The sequence below is a fragment of the Chitinophaga filiformis genome (genome assembly GCF_023100805.1).
In the GTDB taxonomy this organism is placed as follows: domain Bacteria; phylum Bacteroidota; class Bacteroidia; order Chitinophagales; family Chitinophagaceae; genus Chitinophaga; species Chitinophaga filiformis_B.
In genome coordinates, this window is sequence record NZ_CP095855.1 from 155,637 (window position 1) to 177,717 (window position 22,081).

At 46.7% G+C, this 22,081-nt stretch carries 16 protein-coding genes and 1 tRNA gene; 5 read left to right on the forward strand and 12 right to left on the reverse strand.

What is annotated here, in order from left to right; genetic code table 11:
• The first annotated feature begins 285 nt into the window (after window positions 1-285).
• A complete protein-coding gene (locus MYF79_RS00660; RefSeq protein WP_247812066.1) occupies window positions 286-957 on the forward strand; it encodes a YceI family protein in 672 nt (223 codons plus the stop codon).
• A gap of 268 nt (window positions 958-1,225) precedes the next feature.
• On the opposite strand, the gene MYF79_RS00665 is transcribed toward MYF79_RS00660, so the two are convergent.
• The 3 genes from MYF79_RS00665 to MYF79_RS00675 all read right to left on the reverse strand — a co-directional run bounded on the left by MYF79_RS00665 (window position 1,226) and on the right by MYF79_RS00675 (window position 3,629).
• On the reverse strand, window positions 1,226-1,666 hold the full coding sequence (locus MYF79_RS00665) for a hypothetical protein (protein WP_247812067.1): 441 nt from the start codon (window positions 1,664-1,666) through the stop codon (window positions 1,226-1,228).
• Window positions 1,667-1,836: 170 nt separating this feature from the next.
• Complete coding sequence (locus MYF79_RS00670) at window positions 1,837-3,471, reverse strand: AAA family ATPase (RefSeq protein ID WP_247812068.1); 1,635 nt, start codon at window positions 3,469-3,471, stop codon at window positions 1,837-1,839.
• Between the two features lie 84 nt (window positions 3,472-3,555).
• Window positions 3,556-3,629: transfer RNA gene (locus tag MYF79_RS00675), tRNA-Pro, on the reverse strand.
• Window positions 3,630-3,822: 193 nt separating this feature from the next.
• On the opposite strand from MYF79_RS00675, the gene MYF79_RS00680 reads away from it, so the two are divergent.
• Entirely contained in the window at window positions 3,823-6,279 is a 2,457-nt protein-coding gene (locus MYF79_RS00680; protein ID WP_247812069.1) for a glycoside hydrolase family 2 TIM barrel-domain containing protein, read from the forward strand.
• Window positions 6,280-6,433: 154 nt separating this feature from the next.
• Here the strand turns inward: MYF79_RS00680 and MYF79_RS00685 are convergent, their stop codons facing one another.
• Entirely contained in the window at window positions 6,434-7,246 is an 813-nt protein-coding gene (locus MYF79_RS00685) for a YoaK family protein (protein ID WP_247812070.1), read from the reverse strand.
• A 70-nt stretch (window positions 7,247-7,316) separates the two neighbouring features.
• Here MYF79_RS00685 and MYF79_RS00690 point away from each other — a divergent pair, with 70 nt between their 5' ends.
• From MYF79_RS00690 to MYF79_RS00700, 3 genes are all read left to right on the forward strand, one after another.
• Window positions 7,317-8,546 (forward strand): multidrug effflux MFS transporter, encoded by a 1,230-nt coding sequence (locus tag MYF79_RS00690; RefSeq protein WP_247812071.1) that lies wholly within the window; start codon window positions 7,317-7,319, stop codon window positions 8,544-8,546.
• Window positions 8,547-8,578: 32 nt separating this feature from the next.
• Complete coding sequence (locus MYF79_RS00695; protein ID WP_247812072.1) at window positions 8,579-9,331, forward strand: hypothetical protein; 753 nt, start codon at window positions 8,579-8,581, stop codon at window positions 9,329-9,331.
• 78 nt (window positions 9,332-9,409) lie between these two features.
• The gene (locus tag MYF79_RS00700; protein ID WP_247812073.1) at window positions 9,410-10,471 is read left to right on the forward strand and encodes an ATP-grasp domain-containing protein; all 1,062 of its coding nucleotides are present in this window, start codon (window positions 9,410-9,412) and stop codon (window positions 10,469-10,471) included.
• A gap of 9 nt (window positions 10,472-10,480) precedes the next feature.
• Here the strand turns inward: MYF79_RS00700 and MYF79_RS00705 are convergent, their stop codons facing one another.
• The 8 genes from MYF79_RS00705 to MYF79_RS00740 form a co-directional block, all read right to left on the reverse strand.
• Window positions 10,481-10,777 (reverse strand): hypothetical protein, encoded by a 297-nt coding sequence (locus MYF79_RS00705; protein ID WP_199653715.1) that lies wholly within the window; start codon window positions 10,775-10,777, stop codon window positions 10,481-10,483.
• Window positions 10,778-10,808: 31 nt separating this feature from the next.
• Window positions 10,809-11,294 (reverse strand): hypothetical protein, encoded by a 486-nt coding sequence (locus MYF79_RS00710; protein ID WP_247812074.1) that lies wholly within the window; start codon window positions 11,292-11,294, stop codon window positions 10,809-10,811.
• A 507-nt stretch (window positions 11,295-11,801) separates the two neighbouring features.
• The gene (locus tag MYF79_RS00715) at window positions 11,802-13,241 is read right to left on the reverse strand and encodes a sigma-54-dependent transcriptional regulator (protein ID WP_247812075.1); all 1,440 of its coding nucleotides are present in this window, start codon (window positions 13,239-13,241) and stop codon (window positions 11,802-11,804) included.
• Between the two features lies 1 nt (window position 13,242).
• Complete coding sequence (locus MYF79_RS00720) at window positions 13,243-15,201, reverse strand: histidine kinase dimerization/phosphoacceptor domain -containing protein (RefSeq protein WP_247812076.1); 1,959 nt, start codon at window positions 15,199-15,201, stop codon at window positions 13,243-13,245.
• A 130-nt stretch (window positions 15,202-15,331) separates the two neighbouring features.
• Window positions 15,332-16,738 carry a sensor histidine kinase gene (locus tag MYF79_RS00725; protein ID WP_247812077.1) on the reverse strand — a complete coding sequence of 469 codons (1,407 nt, stop codon included), beginning with the start codon at window positions 16,736-16,738 and terminating at the stop codon, window positions 15,332-15,334.
• A gap of 181 nt (window positions 16,739-16,919) precedes the next feature.
• Entirely contained in the window at window positions 16,920-19,187 is a 2,268-nt protein-coding gene (locus tag MYF79_RS00730; RefSeq protein ID WP_247812078.1) for a histidine kinase dimerization/phosphoacceptor domain -containing protein, read from the reverse strand.
• A 127-nt stretch (window positions 19,188-19,314) separates the two neighbouring features.
• Complete coding sequence (locus MYF79_RS00735) at window positions 19,315-19,725, reverse strand: thioredoxin family protein (RefSeq protein ID WP_247812079.1); 411 nt, start codon at window positions 19,723-19,725, stop codon at window positions 19,315-19,317.
• Between the two features lie 49 nt (window positions 19,726-19,774).
• Window positions 19,775-22,066 carry a TonB-dependent receptor gene (locus MYF79_RS00740; RefSeq protein WP_247812080.1) on the reverse strand — a complete coding sequence of 764 codons (2,292 nt, stop codon included), beginning with the start codon at window positions 22,064-22,066 and terminating at the stop codon, window positions 19,775-19,777.
• Window positions 22,067-22,081 lie beyond the last annotated feature (15 nt).

The window sequence follows — 22,081 nt, forward strand, 5'->3', positions numbered from 1 at the left end:
TATCAGATGCAGGAGAAATTTAATTTATGCCTCCACCTTTATTATTCCCGCATGAATGTCTAAAATCCACGATGCTCTATGCTTTCGTTCATAGATGCGAGTGGCGATATCATTATACCATTTTTATAGATGGAGAAAAAAACTTTATTTTGAATATCTTTAAAATCGATTTCATTTTAATTTAACAGGATAGAAAAAAAGCAGATCAATCGGAATATAATATTAATACATCCATTTCATCAATTTCGGCGACTAATCAATCATCTCTAATTTAAATTGAACAATATGAAGCAAACAGCACCTGCTTTTATCCTGCTGCTTACACTGGCCGCATGTGGCGGCGCCTCAACAGATCAGGCGAAAACAGAAGAAAAGAAAGAAGCTGCAGCAACCACCGGCGTTGCTTACAGCATTGACACAACAGCTACTTCCGTTAAGTGGCGTGCTACACACAAAGGTGGATTTGCACCACGCTTTGGCAGCATCAAAGTTGTAGATGGGAGCCTCAATGTTGAAAACGGTAGTGTTACCGGCGGCAGCTTTGATGTGAACATGAACACACTGACCACTGATCCGGCTTCTGTGACCGAGCCTGACAAAAAAGCGGCTGATCTTGACGGTCACCTGAAGAGCCCTGACTTCTTCGATGCGGCGAAACACCCAACCGCTAAATTCGTTATCACCAGTGTTACTCCTTACGACAGCACCAAGGAGAAAAGCCTTCTTCCCGGCGCCACTAATCTTATCAGCGGCAACCTGACCCTGAAAGACAGCACCCTGAATATTACCTTCCCTGCGCAGATCTCCGTTGGTGAAAACGACGTTACTGCCAATGCAAAATTTGTGATAGACAGAACTGCATGGGGTATTAACTATAAGACCGAAGGTAGCCCTGAAAACTGGGTGATCAGCAAAGATGTTGAAATTGGTCTCAGCCTGAAGGCCGCGAAAAAATAGTTTTCTAAAGGACTTCATATAAAAAAGCAGCCCGGCCATCATATGCCGGGCTGCTTCTGTTTGATTGTGTCTGGTACCTTCACCTGGTCCACTGTCACCTATCAACGCGAGTGTTTTATAAAACAAGACCATCTTTGCATATACACATTGCATTGTTACGCCGATTGAATCGCCTTGTTTCAACTTCAAATCATCATCATTTACCTCTAATCATAGAGTATTCACAACACCATTTTTAGCTGACGTGATTGTCATTTGCTTATATCAATCACTGGCTCCCGTTCTTCTTAAACACAAGGATATAATGCCTTAAAAAATATTTCCATGGCATTGCAAGGATCGGCAGTATTACCAGTGCGAAAACAAATGTCATTCCCTCTGCCGGAGAACCAGCCAACTGATTTGATATCCATAATGGGTAGGCCACCAGTATTAACCAAATGGTCTTATAAAGTATTTCGAGCATGACAATGGGAAGCATTTTAAGCGGGCGCAGGATGCCGAAAAATGCCAATACTGAATACGATGCCCAGACAGTGAAGTTCATTGCCTCAGCAGGGTCCCATACGCCCTTATGTGTAAATATGAAAGTCCACGCATCCTTTCCTAGGAAAAGGAACATTAATACATACAACAGTCTTAAAAGATAAATCTTGTATGTAGGTACGCCATCCCACTGTTTGTAATCAGGCTTAAAAATATTTGTCATTCTATAGGTATGTAGGGTGATACATAACGAAGATAATCTTCTGGCGGGATTATAAATAATACTTTCGTTTGAATTCTGAAGGGCACTGCAGGACTCCAACGGCTAAAACGCCAAGAGATATTAATAACTGTCTGCGTAGGGGTGTATTCATACCCCTATCAAAATGGTAATCACTTCAATAGTTCTACAATTCTATTCCTAAACCAATTGGTCTTTACAAGATCACTAATAGTATATTTATTGAGTATGGGTTGAATATAAATTCTACTATAATAGGTTTTCATACTAAAGAAAGGATAAAAAGTTTCAAACTCATCGCTTTCCAGTGCCTGTAATATAGGCTCCGCTTTTTCATCATTCTTTATTGCATCCTTAAACTCAACATAGGTTTGCCTTGATGTAGCAATACTCAGCAAAATCCTGTGCAATTTCTGATTCTTCTGATTGGTAATATCCTGGATATATATTTGCTTGTCAAAACCAGCCCAACCTAATTCAGCAATATTATCCGGATGGTATATGTAATTTTCAAACGCGTAATAGTGTAGTATACGTAGATTCGGATATTTCCCACGTATTGAAACTATTTCATCATCCCGGAAGTAGTCCCTGTCCCTTATTCCAAGTTTGGTTTGATCTGCTTTTATTGTTAGAAATACCTCTCTGCTATCTTTTGCTGGAAGAAAGAAATAGCCTTTCCCATTTAGTGCAAGGTTATAGTGCTTATCATTTTGGTTTTCAACTACCACTAATTTGTAGCCCTGTAAAATATTCTGCAAAGTTTCTTTAGGAACAGCAAGATCATACACTTCCAGGTTCTCTTTTGGTTCTGGAGTAATCACTTGCGGAATATCAAAATTAAGCAGATCAAGGTCTATAATACTTGCATTTTCTGCACTCCTTGCAAAGTCGATGAAACCTAAAGCATGAGAAGCGGTCCAAAGTTGTGCATCTTCGGGTATCCAGGTATCTACAATTTCTTTAAGTAATCTGGATTGTAGCGAAGTATTTAAATGACAATCCATTTCATCTATGTAAATGATCGCATCTTTATACTGCTCCTTCCTAACGATAAAGTTTAAAAGAAGGATAACTACCTGCTTTTCACCATGACTCAACAAGTCATAATTGATTTTCGAATTACCTTTTTTAAATATTAGCTTGGGATTGGTCTGAGCATTTGCATTCTGATATTCTGCAATTTGAATGGTAGTGATTTCATCACCACCAAATATGTTCAGCAAAGAATTATTTAAAGGACGTATAAAATCCTGAAAGATCTTAAGCGTGTCTGCAGAACGTCCACTGAATACCGGCTCACGAAGAGCATTGTCAATCATTTGTATGTAAGATGTCACATCATTGTTGAATCTTTCATCTACATCTATAAAAGAAGCAGGAGCATCTGCATTAGAGACAGGAGCATCAATATTCCCGACGTTTTTAATTCTCGGAACAATCCGTATGCTGCTTCGGCCGATAAACTTCTCTGTGATGCCGAATCTGCTTCCAGGAGCATCATTTTTTCCTGTACCAATTTGAGTACCATCCGTAAATACCAGATTAACTTTCGGTTCCTGGTTATTCTTTTTATGATACTCATCAATGTCAATATCATTGATCAAGACAAACTCCTTATCAACAGTAACGCGCCGCCTTACGAAATCAAACGCATCGAAAATAGAAGACTTTCCCGACCCGTTAGATCCGATCAACAAAACAAGCTTAGACGTTGAAGGAATTCCTTCAATCGTCAGTTCAGAAAAACGCTTAAAATTTCCCAGTTCTAATTTTGTGATACGCATAAACCAAATATACCAATTAGGATAACAAGTCAGGGGAGCCTTGTAGAAAAACAAAAAAGGAGATCATCTCTGATCTCCTTTCTGTCGGGGCGGCAGGATTCGAACCTGCGACCTCCTGCTCCCAAAGCAGGCGCGATACCGGGCTACGCTACGCCCCGAACCCGTTAAACATCTCGCTTTGTTGCCATCGCTTTCGATGTTTGGGATTGCAAAGGTAGATGATTTTTTGATATAACCAAAAATGATTCAAAAAAAATATCAGATTTTTTAAAATAACTTTCGGGCGCGGTCAGTGAGACGCATTTCTTAAAAGTGAAAACACACGTCTGCACTGGAAAAAAGAAGAACACTATGAGCCTTGCTAAACTATTCTGGCTGGGCAGCCTGGCGCTCGCCCTGCAATCCTATGGACAAACAAAAAAATTGCCGCTGCTGAGAGAACAGCTTTTCGACGACAACTGGCGCTTCAAAAAAGACAGCCTGCAGGGGGCGGAGCAACCTGACTTTCCGGATGCCGGCTGGCGGACTTTACACCTCCCGCATGACTGGGCGATAGAAGATCTTCCCGGACAAAACGATAGCACCATCATCGGTCCTTTCTACAAGTACAGTCCGGCGCAGGAACACGGCGGCTATGTGGTGGGCGGCACCGCCTGGTACCGGAAGCAGTTTACCCTGCCTGCCCTCCCCGCCGGACAAACCGTGGCCATCCGCTTTGACGGCGTATACATGGACAGCGATGTCTGGATCAACGGGCGCCACCTGGGCAACCACCCTTATGGTTACACGCCCTTTACGTACGACCTGACGCCTTACCTGGCAGCCCCCGGACAAAAGAACGTGCTTGCTGTCAGGGTGAAAAATGAAGGCCTCAATTCACGCTGGTATGCCGGGGCAGGCATCTACCGGCATGTTCACCTGCTGATGCTGCCTCCCATACACCTCGTAAAAGAAGGTATATCCATCACAAACCCGGAAGCTGGCAAAGAAAAAGCCATCGTACAGGTAAGCGCGGCTATGACAGGCGGCAGATCGGGTACTGCCCATCATATACTGCAGGTCCGGCTGAAAGACAGTACCGGTCAGGTGGTGGCGTATGCCTCGCAAGCTGTCAGCATTTCCCCGGGAGATACTACCACAGTTATCAAACAGCTCACAGTAAATAACCCGGCCTTATGGTCGCCGGGAAGACCGTACCTGTACACGACGGAGATCAGCCTGCTGGATACCACCAACACAAAACGGAGCAGCTCCGCTGCAGACCGGCTTGAAATTAAAACCGGTATCCGGAAGATCAGCATAAACGCTACCCAAGGCCTCACCATCAATGGCGAGAAGGTACTGCTGAAAGGCGGGTGCCTTCATCATGACAATGGCCTGCTGGGCGCTGCTGCCTTTGACAGGGCCGAAGAAAGGAAAGTGGAGCTGATGAAGGCCTATGGCTTCAACGCCATCCGCACCAGTCACAATCCACCTTCTGAAAAATTCCTGGAAACCTGCGACAGGCTGGGTATGCTAGTGATCGACGAGGCTTTTGATATGTGGGTAGACCAGAAGCATCCGCAGGACTATCACCGCTTCTTTAAAACATGGTGGCAACGCGATCTGCAAAGTATGATACTGCGCGACAGGAACCATCCAAGCATTATCATGTGGAGTATTGGTAATGAGATACCCGAACGGGCAGATAGCGCAGGGCTTGCGATCACCCGGCAAATGGTGAAGGAAATACGCCGCCTGGACAGTACACGCGCCATTACCGAAGCAGAGAATGATTTCTGGGAAAGACCCTATAAATGGTCCGCTACAGATGCATCTTTCGCATTGCTGGATGTAGCGGGGTATAATTACATGTGGCGTAATTATGCATTGGACGAAAGACGGGTGCCAGGCCGTGTAATGTATGGATCGGAAACTTTCCCCGCCGACTTATACCATGCATGGAACCAGGTACAGGGACTTCCTTTCGTGATCGGCGATTTCGTCTGGACTGCGATGGACTACCTGGGAGAAGCCGGCATTGGACACAGCACCTACTCCGGTAACAGCCAGGGTAGAATGAGCTTTCCCTGGTTCAATGCCTGGTGTGGCGACATAGACCTGATCGGCAATAAAAAACCTCAATCCTATTTCCGGGATGTGGTATGGGGAAGAAGCGCTGTGGAAATGCTGGTACATACGCCCATCCCCGGGGGAACGAAAGAAAAAGTGAGCTGGTGGGGCTGGCCGGATGAAGTACCTTCCTGGACATGGCCGGGCATGAACGATAAAAACATGCAGGTCAGGGTCTTTACCAGGGGAGAAAAAGTTGAACTTGTATTGAACGACTTCCGGGTGGCCACAAAAACCGTATCAGACAGCACTCCGCTAACGGCCACCTTCGACATTCCCTATACCCCCGGCGTACTGACGGCTTTTGTATATGACAGCAAAGGCAACGAGATCGGCGTCAAAACGCTGGCCCTGGCCAGTGCGCCACAAGGCATCAGACTAACGGCCGACCGTACACAGATTGCGGCAGATGCCAATGAACTGGTATATGTGAATGTGGATGTTGTAGATAACCTGGGAAGAATTGTACCCAATGCAAATTTGCCATTAAAGCTCAGCATCAGCGGAGAAGCCACTCTGGCAGCTGCGGGTAGCGCTTGTCCCAATTGTCCCGCCAGTTTCCAACAACCGAAACTGACCACCTTCAGAGGGCGCGGATTAGCCATTTTAAGGGCAAATGGACGACCAGGCAATATTACACTCCAGGTAGAAGGTGAGGGGCTTAAAACGGCTAAAATCAACATCCGGGTAAAATAAGCCTGCTTGTTCGTTCCGTCTTCGATGCTTGTTCGATGCTTGTTCGTTGCGTCTTCGCTCAGGGTTGAACAAGCGCAGACTGACAAAATTGACATAAATCTGACCATATACCAGTTGAATTTCCGTTCAACTGGTATAATTTTAACCTGCCGTCTCAGGTAATCCACCACTTCCGGACACGGTGTAACAATACAGGGTAAATGTCATAAAGGAGGATCGTAAGCAATACCAGGGGAATCACAAAAAAAGTGGCTATTCCCATCAGGTTGAACAGGTACCCACCCAATATGCCTCCGATGATGAAAAATGCCAGCACCGTAAGCCGGATATAGATCTTCTCTCTCAATACACGGGTATTCTCCACCTGCGGATGTAAAAGATCAGATAATTCACCTCCCAGATCTGTGATCAGGCCAGTAAGATGGGATGTTTTGATCAATCCTCCCGAAATTCTCGATACCAGGCCATTCTGCAAACCCATACAAAACAGTACCGCTCCCGTGATCGCCTCCCGCTGTATTTCACTGCCGTTATAGACGTCATTGCCATAGACCGCCACTCCCAGCAGAATGATGATCTCCAGTACAATTGGTGTGGCATGCGCAAAATAAGCGCTTTTGTAGTCCAGCGATTTGACAATGAAGTTGGAAATGAAGGCGCCGAAAAAGAACATGAACAGCCAGTACAAAACCGTGTATACTTCTGCCAGGTTCTGCTCCGTGATCTTTCCGGCCAGGGTTGCCACATGCCCTGTGATATTGGATACAAAAGACAGGAAGGCCATTACCCCTACCACGTTGGTCATACCGGCAACAGAAGCGGTAGAAGACGCCAACAACAGGTTCTTTTTAAGGCTGCGCTGCCCGGGTTCTTCACGAAGCATAAAAGAAAAGGGGTTGATGAGATGATGAGGCGGCAAGAGTAATGCCAGTATTTCATCCTGTTTGTTTTCAAATCTATCTAGCAATAGATAGATTGAAATTTTCCGATCTATTTAAATAATTTTGCACCCTTAAATACAAATGATGGAAGCTAAGATGACAACCCGGAAGTATTGGTCGCTGATACTAATACTAGGAACAATGACGGCGCTGGGACCATTTTCAATCGATATGTACCTCTCCGGTTACCAGGCCATTGCAGGAGATCTGCACACAACTACGGCCAGGATCGGACTTTCACTGGCCAGCTACTTCATCGGCATCTCTGCCGGACAATTACTATATGGGCCACTGCTGGACCGCTTTGGCAGAAAGAAACCGCTTTATGCCGGACTGACGGTGTACATCCTGGCCTCTGCCGGCTGCATCGTTGCCAGATCACTGGACTTCTTTGTAGCGGTACGTTTTATCCAGGCCGTGGGCAGCTGCGCTGCCGCTGTGGCTTCTGTCGCAATGGTACGCGACTTCTTCCCCATAAAAGACAGCGCAAAGGTATTTGCCCTGCTCATGCTGGTAGTAAGCGCTTCTCCCATGCTGGCGCCAACCATAGGTGGCTATATCACAGCTGCCTGGGGCTGGCAGATGATATTTGTTGCTTTGGGCCTAATGGGATTATTCCTGATGCTCACCTGCATTTTCTTCCTGCCGGAAAGCCATCAGCCAGATACCTCCATGTCGCTGAAGCCAGGGCCTATCATTAATGGCTTCTGGGCAGTGATGCGGGAACCCCAGTTTTACACATATGCGTTAACGGGGGCACTCGCCTTTTCAGGACTATTTGTATATGTATCTTCCTCTCCGGTGGTATTCATGGATATTTTTCATGTATCAGAAAAGCATTTTGGCTGGATCTTCGCCGGCCTGTCTGTCGGGCTTATCGGCTCCAGCCAGTTGAATAGCCTGGCCCTACGTTATTTCCGCAGTGAGCAGATCATCCGTATTGCCATGCTTGGACAGGCATTGGTCGGGATCGCGTTCTGTATCAGTACCTATATGGGCTGGCTGGGACTAGGGTCTACCATTGTCATCCTGTTCCTTTTCCTGAGCTGCCTGGGATTTGTCAATCCCAATGCTTCTGCGCTTAGCATAGCGCCCTTTAAAAAGAATGCAGGAAGCGCAGCGGCGCTGATGGGCGCGCTGCAGATGGGCATTGGCGGACTTGCCTCCACGATAGGCAGCCTGTTTGACGCGCACACCGCAGTGCCCATGACCGTTATTATGGCTGCTACCGCGGTACTGGCGCTGACAATGCTGCTGGCAGGACGTACACGCATCACTAACCCCGTTTTGCTGCAGGAAGGCAGTGAAGCTGTGGCCATTCATTAAAAGGTGCTATCTTGCAGTCAGCCATATATCCTATGAAAAAGACTTTCTTATTTCTGCTTGCCCTATTGAGCATTCAATGCAACAGGCATTCTGCCAATAAGAACTTCGATCTGAAGATCAATGTAGATATTGGTAACTACAGGTATACCCGTCATCCCATCACCGAGGCTGAGTTCCATATATTAAAGAGTAATATAGCGCGGGCCTGGCCCCAGCAGATACTGACCAGCAGCAGGAGTACGACCGGCAGCGATCATGAAGCGGCACCGGTTTTAAAGTCAAAATATACTATACAGGAATACATCCGCATTGCCAATGATATGGAAACATTCAAAAAGGAGCTTGTTGTTCCCGGTGAATATCTGAAAAGTACTGCGGCTTCACCGGAAATTGCTGTGCTGGAATACAACAAGGTCTTTGCGCCTCTATCTGACGAATGCATCGCCGAACCTGTCAACTACAGTGATCTGATCACGACCGCCATGCAGGGTATCCTGGCCGACAATAATATCAAACTGGAGGTCTGTTATGGTTTCAAACAGATCTCCACCTTTGAGACCAAGTATACGATCTACGCCAAACTGGACAACACACTGCATACAGTTACCTTTTCCAACACCAAAGGCTGCACACCAGACAATACCGCTATTTACCTGTTACTGAATAAAGTACTGATGAGCACTGATATAAAAGAGCGACTGGTGAGGTACAGTGATCATAACAGCCTGATATTTGTGCAGCCGGCCAGGTATGAGAGACTGGCCCGTAGACTTGCACAACCCTGATACGGCTGCTCCCACTGCTGCCAGGTGAATGTAAAATTTTATACATTCACGTTATAAACACGTTAGAAAAAGATGACCATGTCAATAACCGGAACCCCAGTTGCCCTGCTCTATCAGGCGCAGCAACCACCTGCCAGGAACGGCATTCTCAAGCCCATGAAACCCGGCGGCTACTCAGACAGTGGCGCTGATATTGCCTATGCGCTACGCGAAAAAAAAGTACCTGTAAGTACGCCTGTGATCCATCCGCAACTTTCCATTGACCTCGATTGGGTATTCCCCGATACGGAAGCCGGCATACTGCATGCCGTGGCTAAAGGCGCCCAGGTACTGTGGCTGAATACAATACTGTACAACGGCCATCCTGTGGAAGCATTTCTGAAAAAAGGTATTGCCGCCGTGGGGCAACTGCCCCGTAATACGGACCTCTACGACGATAAATGGACAACCAATAAACTGCTGCAAAAGAATAATCTTCCCATCCCTCCTGCCGTTCTGATCAGCCAGGAAAACCTGCATGACTATCAGCTGAATTTTCCTTTTCCTGTAGTAGCTAAGCCTATACGTGGCAGAGGCAGTGAAGGTGTGCATGTTGCCAATACACAAGAGGAACTGGATGCCATACTGGAAGATATGCTGAGCGGAGAAAAGTACGGTAGCGCGGTATATGTAGAAAAATACCTGCAGGGAAAAGAAATAACTGTTACAGTGATGCCGCCGGGCCAATATGAGATCAAAGGCGTTTGCCAGGAAAAGATCAATTACTGGAGTCTCCCGGCCGTTGAACGTTTTAATCACCATAACGGTGTAGCCCCCTACAACGGCACTGTTGCCGTTGTACATAACAGCAGGGTGCTGGACGATGCACAGCTGCAATCACACAAGATCATTACCATCTGTAAACAGTGCGAATCTGCGGCTGCCCTGGTGGGCGCCAAGGCGCCTGTGAGAATAGATTGCCGGCAGGATGAGCAGGGGAATTATTTCATCTTCGATCTGAATATGAAACCCAATATGACCGGCGCAGCACGTCCACACAGGCAGGACCAGGACAGTCTGTCAGCATTGGCGGCAAGGAAGATAGGCTGGAGTTTCCCGGACCTGCTGGTAAATATGCTGCGGCAGCAATGGCGCTTGTAATATGAAGGATTACCGGATCTTCAGTTTTTCCAGCATTTCCGAACTAAACGCATCAGAGGAAGCACCATAACCTGTTACCAGTATACCTTTTATGCCGTTGGTAGATTCAATGGCATACACTGCTGCCTCGTCAGACGGATCTGTATTACCCTCATAGCGATACACGTCTACAATGCTGAAATCATTTACGCCTATTTTATTTCCCTCATTTACCAGGTAATTCCCTTCCAGGTTAAAATCAACAGTATATCCCTGCCGCTTCAGCGAGTTAATGGCATTGGAAACAGTATCATAATGGTGTTCCATATCTGTTATTTTGAATGATATTAATAGATTATTAATTGAGGCCGGCCGGACTTTTCTTCCATATTGCCTGTATCTTCAATAGCTTGATCAGGTAAATAATCAGGAAAACAAGCTCCAGTCTGAAAGAAGCAATGAATCTGCCGGTGCCGAACATATCATAAAAACCTACAAACAGGCAGGCAAGTATTCCCAACACGGCATCCACCAGCCCGACTTCAATGGCCCAGTCCTTTTCAAACAACAAACCGTAAGCCGCAACTGCTTTTATGAAGAACAGTACCATGACCAACAGGGTGATAAAGGAGTGCCTGTCTGAACTTTCCAATCCATATAAAGACACGCTAAAGTCGTTCCCCAGCAGGAACATTATCAGATATATTCCAATGGCCATTGCACCAGCGAATAAAAAGAAATAACTGAATATCTTCAGCCACCAGGTCAACAACGTTCTTCTTCTTGGCAGCATTAATTCTTCCAGTTCATCCAGTTTGTCGGCAATAATAGATTTATCGTCCATATACAGGTATTAAGGGTTCTTCCAGGCAAATATACGAACTGTCTCTGCAGCCTGACGCAAAAAAGGACCGTTCCTGGAGAGAAACGGCCATTAACAATCAAGCTCCACTGTATGAATAAAAGGAAGGATATACTTTGATAATAATGCCGCAGCTCTACACATTCCATGCTGCTTTCCATAGTCGATAGACTAATAGTCCATAGTAAAACACCGGTTAATATTCCAGGCTGATTAACTATGTCTGATCGGGCTATTGTTCATTGCCAGGCGCTATCTCCTATGAACTATTTGCCTATCGTCTACAGATTGCCCACTATCCTAATAAGCTACCCATTTGACTCCCGTCACACACTGCCAAATACACTTGTTCATCATCTTTACCTGTGAGTGTTCTGTCCGTTGATCCCTGTCTTTTACTGTCTGTTGAATTCTCTACAAAACTACCCTCAAAGCGCCTGAATGTCAATTGCCTAATTACATGTTCTGTTGTACTTTTTATGGAGAGCATTATAAAGTATGTCTCTTTACAATACCGAGTTTCTTCATTTTTGAGGCCAGTGTGGAAGGCGGCAGATTGAGTAACTCTGCGGCGCCTCCCGGGCCTGATATTTTGTGATTACACTTTTTCAGCACGGTAAGTATATGTTCTCTTTCTAATTCCACAATTGTCTTAATATCTGTGTCGGCAGCCACCACTACTGTTTCCTTCCTGGCAGATACCGGCAGTGATACTTCCCTGATCATGCTTTCACGCGCCAGCAGCACACTTCTTTCTATAAGGTTCTGCAATTCACGTACATTGCCCGGCCAGCCGTAGTCCGTCAGTTGTTTCAGTGCGGCCGGCGCTACGCCTTCTACCACCTTTCCCGTAGCGGCAGCATATAAGCGGATGAAATGATTGATCAGCAGCGGAATGTCTTCCCGGCGTTCACGCAGCGCTGACAACATGATGGGGAATACATGCAGCCTGTAATACAGGTCCAGGCGGAAGCGCCCTTCGGCAATTTCCTTCTCCAGGTTACGATTAGTAGCTGCAATGATGCGCACATTAACTTTCAGCGTACCATTACCGCCTATTCTTTCTATTTCTTTTTCCTGCAATACACGCAATAGTTTTACCTGCAGATCCGCCGGCATATCACCTATTTCATCCAGGAAAATAGTTCCGCCGTCTGCTCTTTCGAACTTACCGATCCTCTTCTCCAATGCGCCTGTAAAAGCGCCTTTCTCATGACCGAAAAGCTCTGATTCTATCAAATGGGTGGGCAGGGCTGCACAATTCACCTTAACGAATGGTTTTGCCTTTCGGGGAGACAATTTATGGATACAGTTGGCCACCCCTTCCTTACCGGTACCCGTTTCACCGAGTATCAGCACAGAAGTATCCAGCGGAGCCACCTGGCGGATCAGTTCAAATACACGTGACATTGGCGCACTTTGCCCGATAATACCTTCAAAGTTGGGAATAGGCGGCAGGGCATCCTGCTGCGCCGCAATCACTTTATCCGGCTGGAATGCCGGCAGGCGCGGAGCGTCCTGCTTCTGTTCCGTATCGGGCTGTACATTCAGCGCACGGTTGTGCTCAAAACGGTAGCGGGCTATATCGAGTGTTACCAGCAGGTCTTTCTCCCTGAATGGTTTCACAATAAAGCCATAAGGCTGGGTCACTTTTGCGGCTTCCAGCACCTGGCGATTGCAATTGGCAGACAGATATACAAAAGGTATGTTTACTTTATTCAGTTCAACTGCAAGGTCAATACCTGTCTGGTCACCTTTCAGGTAGATGTCCAGTAGTACGAGGTCTGGCCTTTCCGTTTCTATGATCTCCAGGGCTCTGTGTACAGAGCGGGCCACGCCTGAGACCTTATAGCCGGCTCTTTCCAGTGTTAACCGTATATCGCCCGCAACAATCAGCTCATCTTCTACGATCATAATTTTTTCTTCCATACTAAGCAGTTTTGTTTACTAATTTCAGTAAGCCGGGAATTTTTTCCCTGTCAAGTTGTGGTTTAAATATCAATGTGACGGATACCCCGTCCTTATTCTTAACGGATAGTTTTCCTTCCAGCTGCTCACTTAATGTTTCCATAAGCAGGATCCCCATAGAGGCATGCCTCCTTTTCTCAAAGTCCACCGGCAATCCTTTCCCATTGTCTTTCACTGAAAGCAGGATATCTTCTTCAGAGATATACTGCAGGTTAACTGTAATGGTACCTTCCTCTCCCGCCGGGAACGCATATTTGAATGAATTTGTGATCGCCTCATTCAGGATCAGACCGATGGGTACAGCCTGACAAACTTCCAGGTATACATCTGCTATCTGCAAATCAAAAGAAATCTGCCGTAATCCGGCAAAACTATCTTCAAAATATGCAACAAGTTCCCGGATATATATATCCATCCCGACGAGGGCCATACTTTCCGACGAATATAACTTTTGATGAATAAGAGAAATTGCCTGCATACGATGCCGGCTCTCCCTGATGGCCGCCAGCGCATTTTCATCGTCCAAATGGGCCGCCTGCGCATTCAGCAATCGCATAATGATCTGCAGATTGTCTTTCACCCGGTGATGGATCTCCTTTACCAGCCATTCTTTTTCCGCTACCAGCTTACGTTGTGTGCAGAGCAGGACATGCAGTGAGTGGTGCTGCTCACTGATCTCCCGTTGCTGTAACTGCAACTGCCGGTTGATCCGCTGTTTAAGCTGATAACGGTTGTAGCCCAGCACCAGCAATATTACCAGCATCAATGTCCCTCCTATGATCACATTTCCTTCCAGGCGGGCCCGTTGCAGATCGCTCTTTTGCAATTGCCCCCGGCGGGTCAGCAATTGAATGCGCTGTTCTTTCAGCAGCAGATCATGATCTTTTTTCTCCATATCATATTGCATCTGCAGCTGTGCGATCTCCCTTGTTTTCTCCTCGCCGTAGAGTGAATCCTGCAACAATTTATACTGCTGATAATAAACAATTGCATCAGCATAATTTCCCAGGGCAGAATCAGCCCGGAAAAGACTTTTGTAGTCATTTAACAGCTCATATGCATAGCCGCCGTTTTTACAATAGATCTCATAATTCGTCCCATACCATTTTACATTCTCATAATCTCTGACGGCCAGGAAATAATTGATCAGCGCCACATATATTCCGTCCTGCATATAATGGAAAGTCCCGAAGGCCCTGGATAAACATGTTAATTTTTTCACCCGGATATGCGCTTCTTCAAAGCGCCCCAGACTGATATAGCTGTTGACCAGTCCTGCAGACAAAGTCGCCTTGTCTTCATCGGAAGTGATGTGGTAGTGCTTCTCCATATCCCCCAGTATATGAACCGCATCTTCCGGCCTTCCGAGGCCTTGCAGTGCGCTGGCTACATTCGGGATCAGCGTCAGAATGGAAGCTGTATCATTCCAGCGTTCTGCTATGCCCAGTGATTTTTTGAAATATGTCAGCGCCTGTGCGTGATCTCCCAGATGATAGAATGTAAGTCCCAGCCGGTTGTAAATGGTGCAAAGCATTAGCGAAGTGTCCTGCATCGCCTCCGCCGTTTTTACCGCCATAAAACCATTATCCAGGGCTATTTTATAATTCCCCATCTGGCTGTGTACATTGCCCAGCAGGTCATAAATGCCCTGCAATGCGGGATAGCGGATGTCCTTGTAAATAGCCAGGGCCTGTTCCAATGCAGACAATGCAGGCGCCAATACTCCCTGGTGATTGTAGCAATCGCCCAGCATTTGCAATGCCATCGCCTGTTTAAGCTTGTTGACTGCCATTTTATACAGTGGAACGGCCAGTTCATAACAGGCTATTTTTTGCTTCAGTTCATTCTCAGAATAGGTATCGTATGCTCTTGCCAGCTCCATCCAGGCATCTCCGGCGCCTTCCGGGACAGGATACTGCACTTTCTGCCGGGGTGACAGTGACCCGGTCAGGTTTAATTGTGCTGCTACAACAGTAGGGCGCGAACATAATATCACAAAACAGAGCCACCGTACCAACCTATAGCAAGCGCTAATATGGTCCCCATTTTTTTCAGGCATAGTCCGTGATTCCCTCCTCAAATTCTACCGGTCCGGTAAAAGCTTGTTTTTCCTGGTATTTAAAGTTGACAGTAATTATTACACCATTATGGCTCTGTATGTTCAAAGTTCCTTCCAATTGTTCAGTTAATGTTTTTATCAGTGTCATTCCCATTGACTTCTTATGAGGCGTTCCGCCATCGGCAGGAAGACCTTTTCCGTTATCTGCCACAATGAGCGTCAGTTGCTGATCGCCCGTTTGCTGCAGGGAAACCAGGATGGTACCATTAGCGGTAAAAGCATATTTAATCGCATTGCTGATCGCTTCATTCAGGATCAGCCCCACAGGCACAGACTGCGATACGTCCAGTTTTACAGGCGCGATCTGCAGGTCGAAATTGATCCTGCTAATGCCGGTAAATCCCTCTTTCAGGTATATTACCAGGTCGTGGATGTAGGTATGCATGTCTATCAGGGCCATATTTCCCGATTGGTACAGCTTCTGATGGATCAGTGAAATAGCCTGCATCCGGTACCTGCTTTCCCTGATAGCGTTCAGGGCGTCTTTGTCGTCCAGGAAGGCCGTCTGTGTATTCAACAGGCTCATGACAATCTGGAGGTTGTTTTTTACCCGGTGGTGTATCTCTTTCAGCAGCCATTCTTTTTCTTCGATCAGTTTATCCTGGATACCGATCAGTTCCTGCAGGGAGAGGTTCTGTTGATAGATCTCGTCCTGTTGCTCTTTCATCTGCCTGTTACTCCTTAGTTTCAGCTGGTACCGGTTGTATCCCAGCAGAAGCAGCAGGACCAGCATGCCGGCTCCGCCAAAGATCACATTCCTGATAAACCAGGCCCTTTGCAGTTTTGCTTCCTGTAGCTGTGCTTCACGCGTCAGCAGTTCAATGTTCTGCTGCTTCAGTTTCAGCGCCTGGTCTTTCTGTTCCGTTTTAAACCGGATCTCCAGCTGATTCAGTTGCTGACGTTTCATTATATTAAATAATGAATCATGTGATGCCTTATACAGCTGGTAATGACGTATAGCATCCTGGTAACGGCCCAATGCGGAATCAGCCTTAAACCAGCAGGCATAACTCCTGGCAAGTACTTCCATCCGGCCGCTCCTTTCGGCTGCTGCCGCCAGCACAGCTGCATACTGCCGGACAGTTTCATACTGCTTTTTGTCCAGGTAATACCTGATCAGATCTGAGTACAGGGTTATGCTATCAGTACTCCCGTTTTCCCCTCCCATAAAAGGTGCATACCGGGTATTCATCGTCACCAGCGTAATATTACCGCCGCTATCCGGCGCTTCATTCAACAGCTTTTGCAACATTACCTCTGACGGATTCAGCTCATCCTGTGCCACACACCGACACAAGCAACCAATCATACAAAAGGAAAGCAACAGTAGCCTTTTCATAAGTTAATTATTTTAATACGTCTCTACTACGACCTGTGGTTTCTCTCCTGTTTGTGCTATTGTTCTTGTCTTATAGTTGGGACGGCTAGCTGGCATTATAATTTAAAGATTGGTTCGACTTTCCGAGGAACAGGAAAAGTACAACATTTTTTACGTCCAGGCAATGTCTCATGCATGTCGCTTATCCTATTTGTTGTTTAAATGACACAATCACTGACACTCCCTGTTCCTGGCGGATGCTGATAGTCCCCTCCAATTGTTCTGCAAGCGTTTCCATAAGACGGGTGCCCATAGAGCCTTGCACAGATACATCAAATGCTGGTGGGAACCCTTGCCCATTGTCGGCAATACTAAGTATAAACTGGCTGTCGAGCGTGCATAATAAGGATACAACAACAGTTCCCTGCCGGTTTTCGGGGAAAGCATATTTAATGGCATTGGTAAGTGCTTCGTTAAGTATGAGACCAACCGGCACTGCCTGGGCTACGTCCAGCTGCACCGGGGCTATCTGCAGATCGAAATAGATACGCTGGATGCCTTCAAAATTATCTTTCAGATAACTGATCAACTCGCGGGTATAGGTTTGCATATCTATCAGCGCCATGTTTTCCGACTGATATAATTTCTGATGGATGAGGGAAATAGCCTGCATACGGTGCTTGCTTTCCCTGATAGCCTCCAGGGCATCTGCATCATGCAGGTAGGCGGCCTGGGTATTCAACAGGCTCATAACGATCTGCAGGTTATTCTTCACCCGGTGGTGAATCTCTTTTAACAGCCATTCTTTTTCCTCCAGCAATTTGTCCTGCGTAGTGATGAGCTGTTGCAGGGAAAGATTCTGTTGATAGATCTCATCCTGTTTTTGCCGGAGCTGCCTGTTGTTCTGCTGTTTCATCAGGTAACGGCTCCCTCCCAGTACGAGCAGCAGCAACAACATGATGGCCCCGGAGATGATCACATTGCGCGTAAGCCTGGCCTCTTTCAGTGCTGACCGCTGCAATTGTCCCTGGCGGGTCAGCAGTTCGATACTCTGTTGCTGCAGGCGGATATCTTTATCCTTTTTATCTATGTCAAACCTGACCTGCAACCTGGCGATCTGTCCGGCTTTCGCTATCTGAAATAATGAGTCGTTCATTATCTTATATTCCTGGTAATGTTTGATAGCAGCGGGATAATTTTTCAATGCGGAATCTGCCTGAAACCAACATAAGTAGTTATGCGACAGCACATTGACCAATCCTATCTTTTTACATACATCGTTTTGTAGTGAGCAATAGAAAGACGCATCCATATACTGCCGGGTGGCCAGATAGTAATTGATCAAGGCGTCATAGATCAGCGTTTGATAATAATTGTATGCCGACATCTCGCGCGAGTGGCTTTGCAGTCCTGGAATAAATGTTTTGGCTTTGTCATACTGGCGCATAGCCGTATAACATTTCACCATGTTGGCTAAGATCCAGAGACGGTCTTTGAAGATGGGCTGCCGGTATATTTTAACTATGTTATTCAATAGTGTGAGCGCGGCCTCCGGCCGGTCAGTTTTGAGGTAGTTAGCAACGATATTTGTGCTCACGACCAGTATGGATGCGGTGTCTTTGTAGCGGTCAGCAATTTTCAGCGCTTTATTAAGACTTTCTTCCGCCTGTTTGTAATCGCCCAGCTGATAATAGGTAATACCCAGCCTGTTGTAAATGGTACATAGCTGCAAACTGCTGTCATGCTGTTCTTCCGCTGTTCTAACAGCCATCAGGCCATAAGTCATGCCCAGGCTATAGTCGCCCGTACCAGTAGCAATAATCCCCAGCAGGTCATACAAACCCTGGAGGTCTTTTCTACCCGTCTCCTTATAAAGCGCGAGCGCTTTATTTAATGTTTGCAGGGCCTCCGGGAACTTTCCCCAGCAGTGATAGCAATCGCCCGTCATTCTCAGGGCATTGGCTTCATTTTTCTTATCGCCTGCCTTATGATATTGCAGGTTCGCCTCCTCATACAAGCGGATCTTCTCTTTCAGCTGAGGTTCGTCATCAACTGAATAGTAATTGCCCTGCTCCATCAATACATCTCCAAGATCATCCGGCAGATTGGCGCCTTCTAAGATCGCGCTGGCTTTCAAAATGGCAGTCTTCCCTTCATTGGGCATTTTCTTTTCCCGGTAGGCCTTGGAGAAGGCGTAAAGACACCTGGCCTCCCAGCGGGTATCTTTCACGTGTTCATTGATCCGGGCTGCTTGCCCTATGTATAATAGTCCGCTGTCCAGATCGGCGGTGCTTTCACCTTCCCTGTCTATGTAAGCATTGCCGAGTTGTAACAGTATATTGATCTTTTGAGTGTCGGAAGTGGCTTTCGTTAATTGGTGCAGCAATACGGGGACAGCGCTTTCAGGCTGGCCCATACACGGTAGTATGCCCATAAGCATGAGATGGAACACCAGCGCTAGCCTATACATAAATTAAAAGTTTTTGTCCCTGCAGGTTGTAGGCAGCTACAATAATCCGATAATGTTTTTAATAATTCTTTCTATTCGATAATATGTACAAGAGAATCGATAAAATGGCAATTGCCCGGGCGGGGACTTATTCAATAGTGCGCAAGAGGCTAAGCAGGGATCTGTCCTTTAACATACCACTATGAAAAGCTTTCACACGATAGGACGTATCCAGCACAATCCAGGCAGGGTATGCTACATGCTGCTGCATGAATTTCGCTGCCAGCGCATGTATGCCCTGTGTACCGTAGGGAATAAAGGAATAAGTGGTATCGTTAAAAACAATGGGTTGATGGCTTTCTGCATTCAGGGTCAGATAGTAATATTCTTCAGTCAGCAGTTGCTGTAATGCAGGAGAGCGTCTGACCTGCACGTCCTGCATTTTGCAATAACTGCACCAATCGGTATAGATCTTAATGACTATGGGTTTAGGGCGTGCAGCCATACTATCCCGCAGGTGAGCAAAGGTAACCGGTCCCTGTTGTGCAAGGACCGGCATTGTTAGCAATATGCCATATATTATGCAGATGAAAAACTTCCGGATCATATCATTTGAACAGGTTATATCTCACTCCTAAAAACCCTCTCGCACCTTGTAAGGGCGCATAGTTGTATTCGGTGTCGAATGTATATCCATTGGGATTGTTCACGGGGTCATTCACATGCTTATCGAAAGGATCAAAAGGTCTCATTAAAGCATATTTCGGTACATAGTTCAGCAGATTCTTTACACCTCCATATACCTCCCATCCTTTGGCAAACTTCTTTGTGATCTGGGCGTTGGCCAGCAGGAACCAGGGAGAGTATTCGGGCCTGTAATCTTTCGGCTGTACCGGCAGGCGCATCGGGCCGTTCCAGTTGCCGGTAAGATCTATGCCAAAGCCGGCCGGCAGGCTATAGCTGATCGTGAAAGTACCCGCCCATTTAGGCGCATCTATTTGCCTGCTTTTCAGCGGAATGCCCGCTGTATTTTCATCTATCTGGTATACATCCATGTAAGTAACACCGGCAAGCACTTTCAGCGGGAAAGCAAAAACGGCATCCACATTCAGGGAAACGCCCTGTGAAATGGCATGTCCCCGCAGATTATCGTAAATGATCTTGTTAGGATCCGTATCAAAATCACCGTTGATCTTATTTGTGAAATAGGAATAGAACCCGGTAGCATCGAGGTTAATGAAGGCATTGTTCATCGGGACCTTCAGCACATAGTTCAGGTTCGCGTTGTATGACTTTTCCGGTTTCAGGGCTTCGGCGATGACCACCTGGCGGGAACCGGTCAGTGCAGCATGATCTTCCGTAAACAGGTTCACTACACGGAAACCAGTACCCAGGCTGGCCCTGAGGGTGTTATTGTCATTGGGCGTCCACTTGTAGGCGATACGCGGCGAATGGATGCTACCGTGGTTTTTGTCATGGTCGTAACGATAGCCCAACAGGAGTTTATGTTTCCTTGCAAATGCCCACTCATCCTGTATGAAGGCGCCGGGCAAAGGCGTTTTAGCAGGCATATTGATCTTGCCATCTTCCGAAAGCGTACCGGGGGTATTGTCGTCATACCAGGTATAACGGTAGGAAATACCGGTCAGCAGGTTATGCTTTTCACTCAGCTGTTTATCCCAATAGAGCTGTGTAAACCCTACATGCTGCGTAGCCATATAAGGCATCTTACCATAGTAGGAGTTCTGTTCATGCCGGTTGTAGGAGTATTGCAGCATGATCTTCTCTTTTAGGGGCAGCTGGTATAAACCGATCAATTCCACTCTTTTGGTATAGATACTTTCGCCATAGATAGCGTCGCTGCCGCGCCAGGCTTTGCTCCATCTCATATCGCCACCCCAGCGGTCCTCATATACATACCTGGCGGCAATACTTGCCTGCCGGTTCTCCTTCCGCCGGAAGGCCCATTTATTAAAGACAGAGATGCGGTTTTGGATGGTCAGGTCAGTAAAACCGTCGCCGTTGTTGTCTTTTGGGTGCTGATAATTAAACCAGCTGACGCCGAACAATCCCGAGGCTTTACCCGCAGTTACCTTCATGGCAGCGTCTATGTTATATTCTCCCCAACTGGAACTAAACACATCGGCACTGATGAGCGGCGCGCTCAATGGGTTCCTGGTGATCACGTTCACGATACCTCCCATGGCCTCGGAACCGTATAAGGAAGAACCAGGCCCTTTTACCACTTCTATGCGTTCCACCATGCTCATAGGAATGCCACTCAGGCCATATACAGTAGATAAGGCGCTTACGATGGGCATACCGTCTATCAGGATCAGGGTATATGCTCCTTCCATTCCATTGATGTGAATATCTCCTGTATTACAAACGTTACAGTTAAGCTGGGGCCTTACGCCATTTACCATCCCGATGGATTCCAGCAGGGAGGGAGAAGGGTTTTTCTGAAAATATTTAGGTGTGTATACTTCTACTGGTACCGGGCTTTCCGTCCTGCTGACGGGCTTCAGGGTACCGGTCACTACCACATCGTTCAGTTTGGTAACGTCTTGCTGCAACCTGATCTGCAGGGATGTTTTTCCGCCGGGGCTTACCGTCACCTTCCTGGAAAAGGACGTAAAGCCTGTAGCGGAGGAACGCAATGTATAGGTGCCGGCTTTTACATTGTTCAATTTGAAATAACCGGTAGAATCGGTGGCTACGCCGGCTTTATTTTCCGCCAGGTATACGTTGGCCAGGTATACCGGCTGACCGTCTGACAGCACATATCCGCTGATAGTACCGGTAGCTGATTGTGCCCTCACTGCCAGGCTGAAGGCCGGGCAAACAAGAGCTATCAGTAAAGATATTTTTATACATGCAAAAGTAGAAATACGGGGCATTAATTAATATTATTT

Coding starts and splice junctions, on each gene's coding strand:
- MYF79_RS00665 (WP_247812067.1), bottom strand. CDS start 1,666: ATGACAAATATTTTTAAGCCTGATTACAAACAGTGGGATGGCGTACCT.
- MYF79_RS00695 (WP_247812072.1), top strand. CDS start 8,579: ATGAAAAAGACTTTCTTATTTCTGCTTGCCCTATTGAGCATTCAATGC.
- MYF79_RS00710 (WP_247812074.1), bottom strand. CDS start 11,294: ATGGACGATAAATCTATTATTGCCGACAAACTGGATGAACTGGAAGAA.
- MYF79_RS00670 (WP_247812068.1), bottom strand. CDS start 3,471: ATGCGTATCACAAAATTAGAACTGGGAAATTTTAAGCGTTTTTCTGAA.
- MYF79_RS00690 (WP_247812071.1), top strand. CDS start 7,317: ATGACAACCCGGAAGTATTGGTCGCTGATACTAATACTAGGAACAATG.
- MYF79_RS00700 (WP_247812073.1), top strand. CDS start 9,410: ATGTCAATAACCGGAACCCCAGTTGCCCTGCTCTATCAGGCGCAGCAA.
- MYF79_RS00715 (WP_247812075.1), bottom strand. CDS start 13,241: ATGGAAGAAAAAATTATGATCGTAGAAGATGAGCTGATTGTTGCGGGC.
- MYF79_RS00740 (WP_247812080.1), bottom strand. CDS start 22,066: ATGCCCCGTATTTCTACTTTTGCATGTATAAAAATATCTTTACTGATA.
- MYF79_RS00725 (WP_247812077.1), bottom strand. CDS start 16,738: ATGAAAAGGCTACTGTTGCTTTCCTTTTGTATGATTGGTTGCTTGTGT.
- MYF79_RS00705 (WP_199653715.1), bottom strand. CDS start 10,777: ATGGAACACCATTATGATACTGTTTCCAATGCCATTAACTCGCTGAAG.
- MYF79_RS00680 (WP_247812069.1), top strand. CDS start 3,823: ATGAGCCTTGCTAAACTATTCTGGCTGGGCAGCCTGGCGCTCGCCCTG.
- MYF79_RS00730 (WP_247812078.1), bottom strand. CDS start 19,187: ATGTATAGGCTAGCGCTGGTGTTCCATCTCATGCTTATGGGCATACTA.
- MYF79_RS00735 (WP_247812079.1), bottom strand. CDS start 19,725: ATGCCGGTCCTTGCACAACAGGGACCGGTTACCTTTGCTCACCTGCGG.
- MYF79_RS00660 (WP_247812066.1), top strand. CDS start 286: ATGAAGCAAACAGCACCTGCTTTTATCCTGCTGCTTACACTGGCCGCA.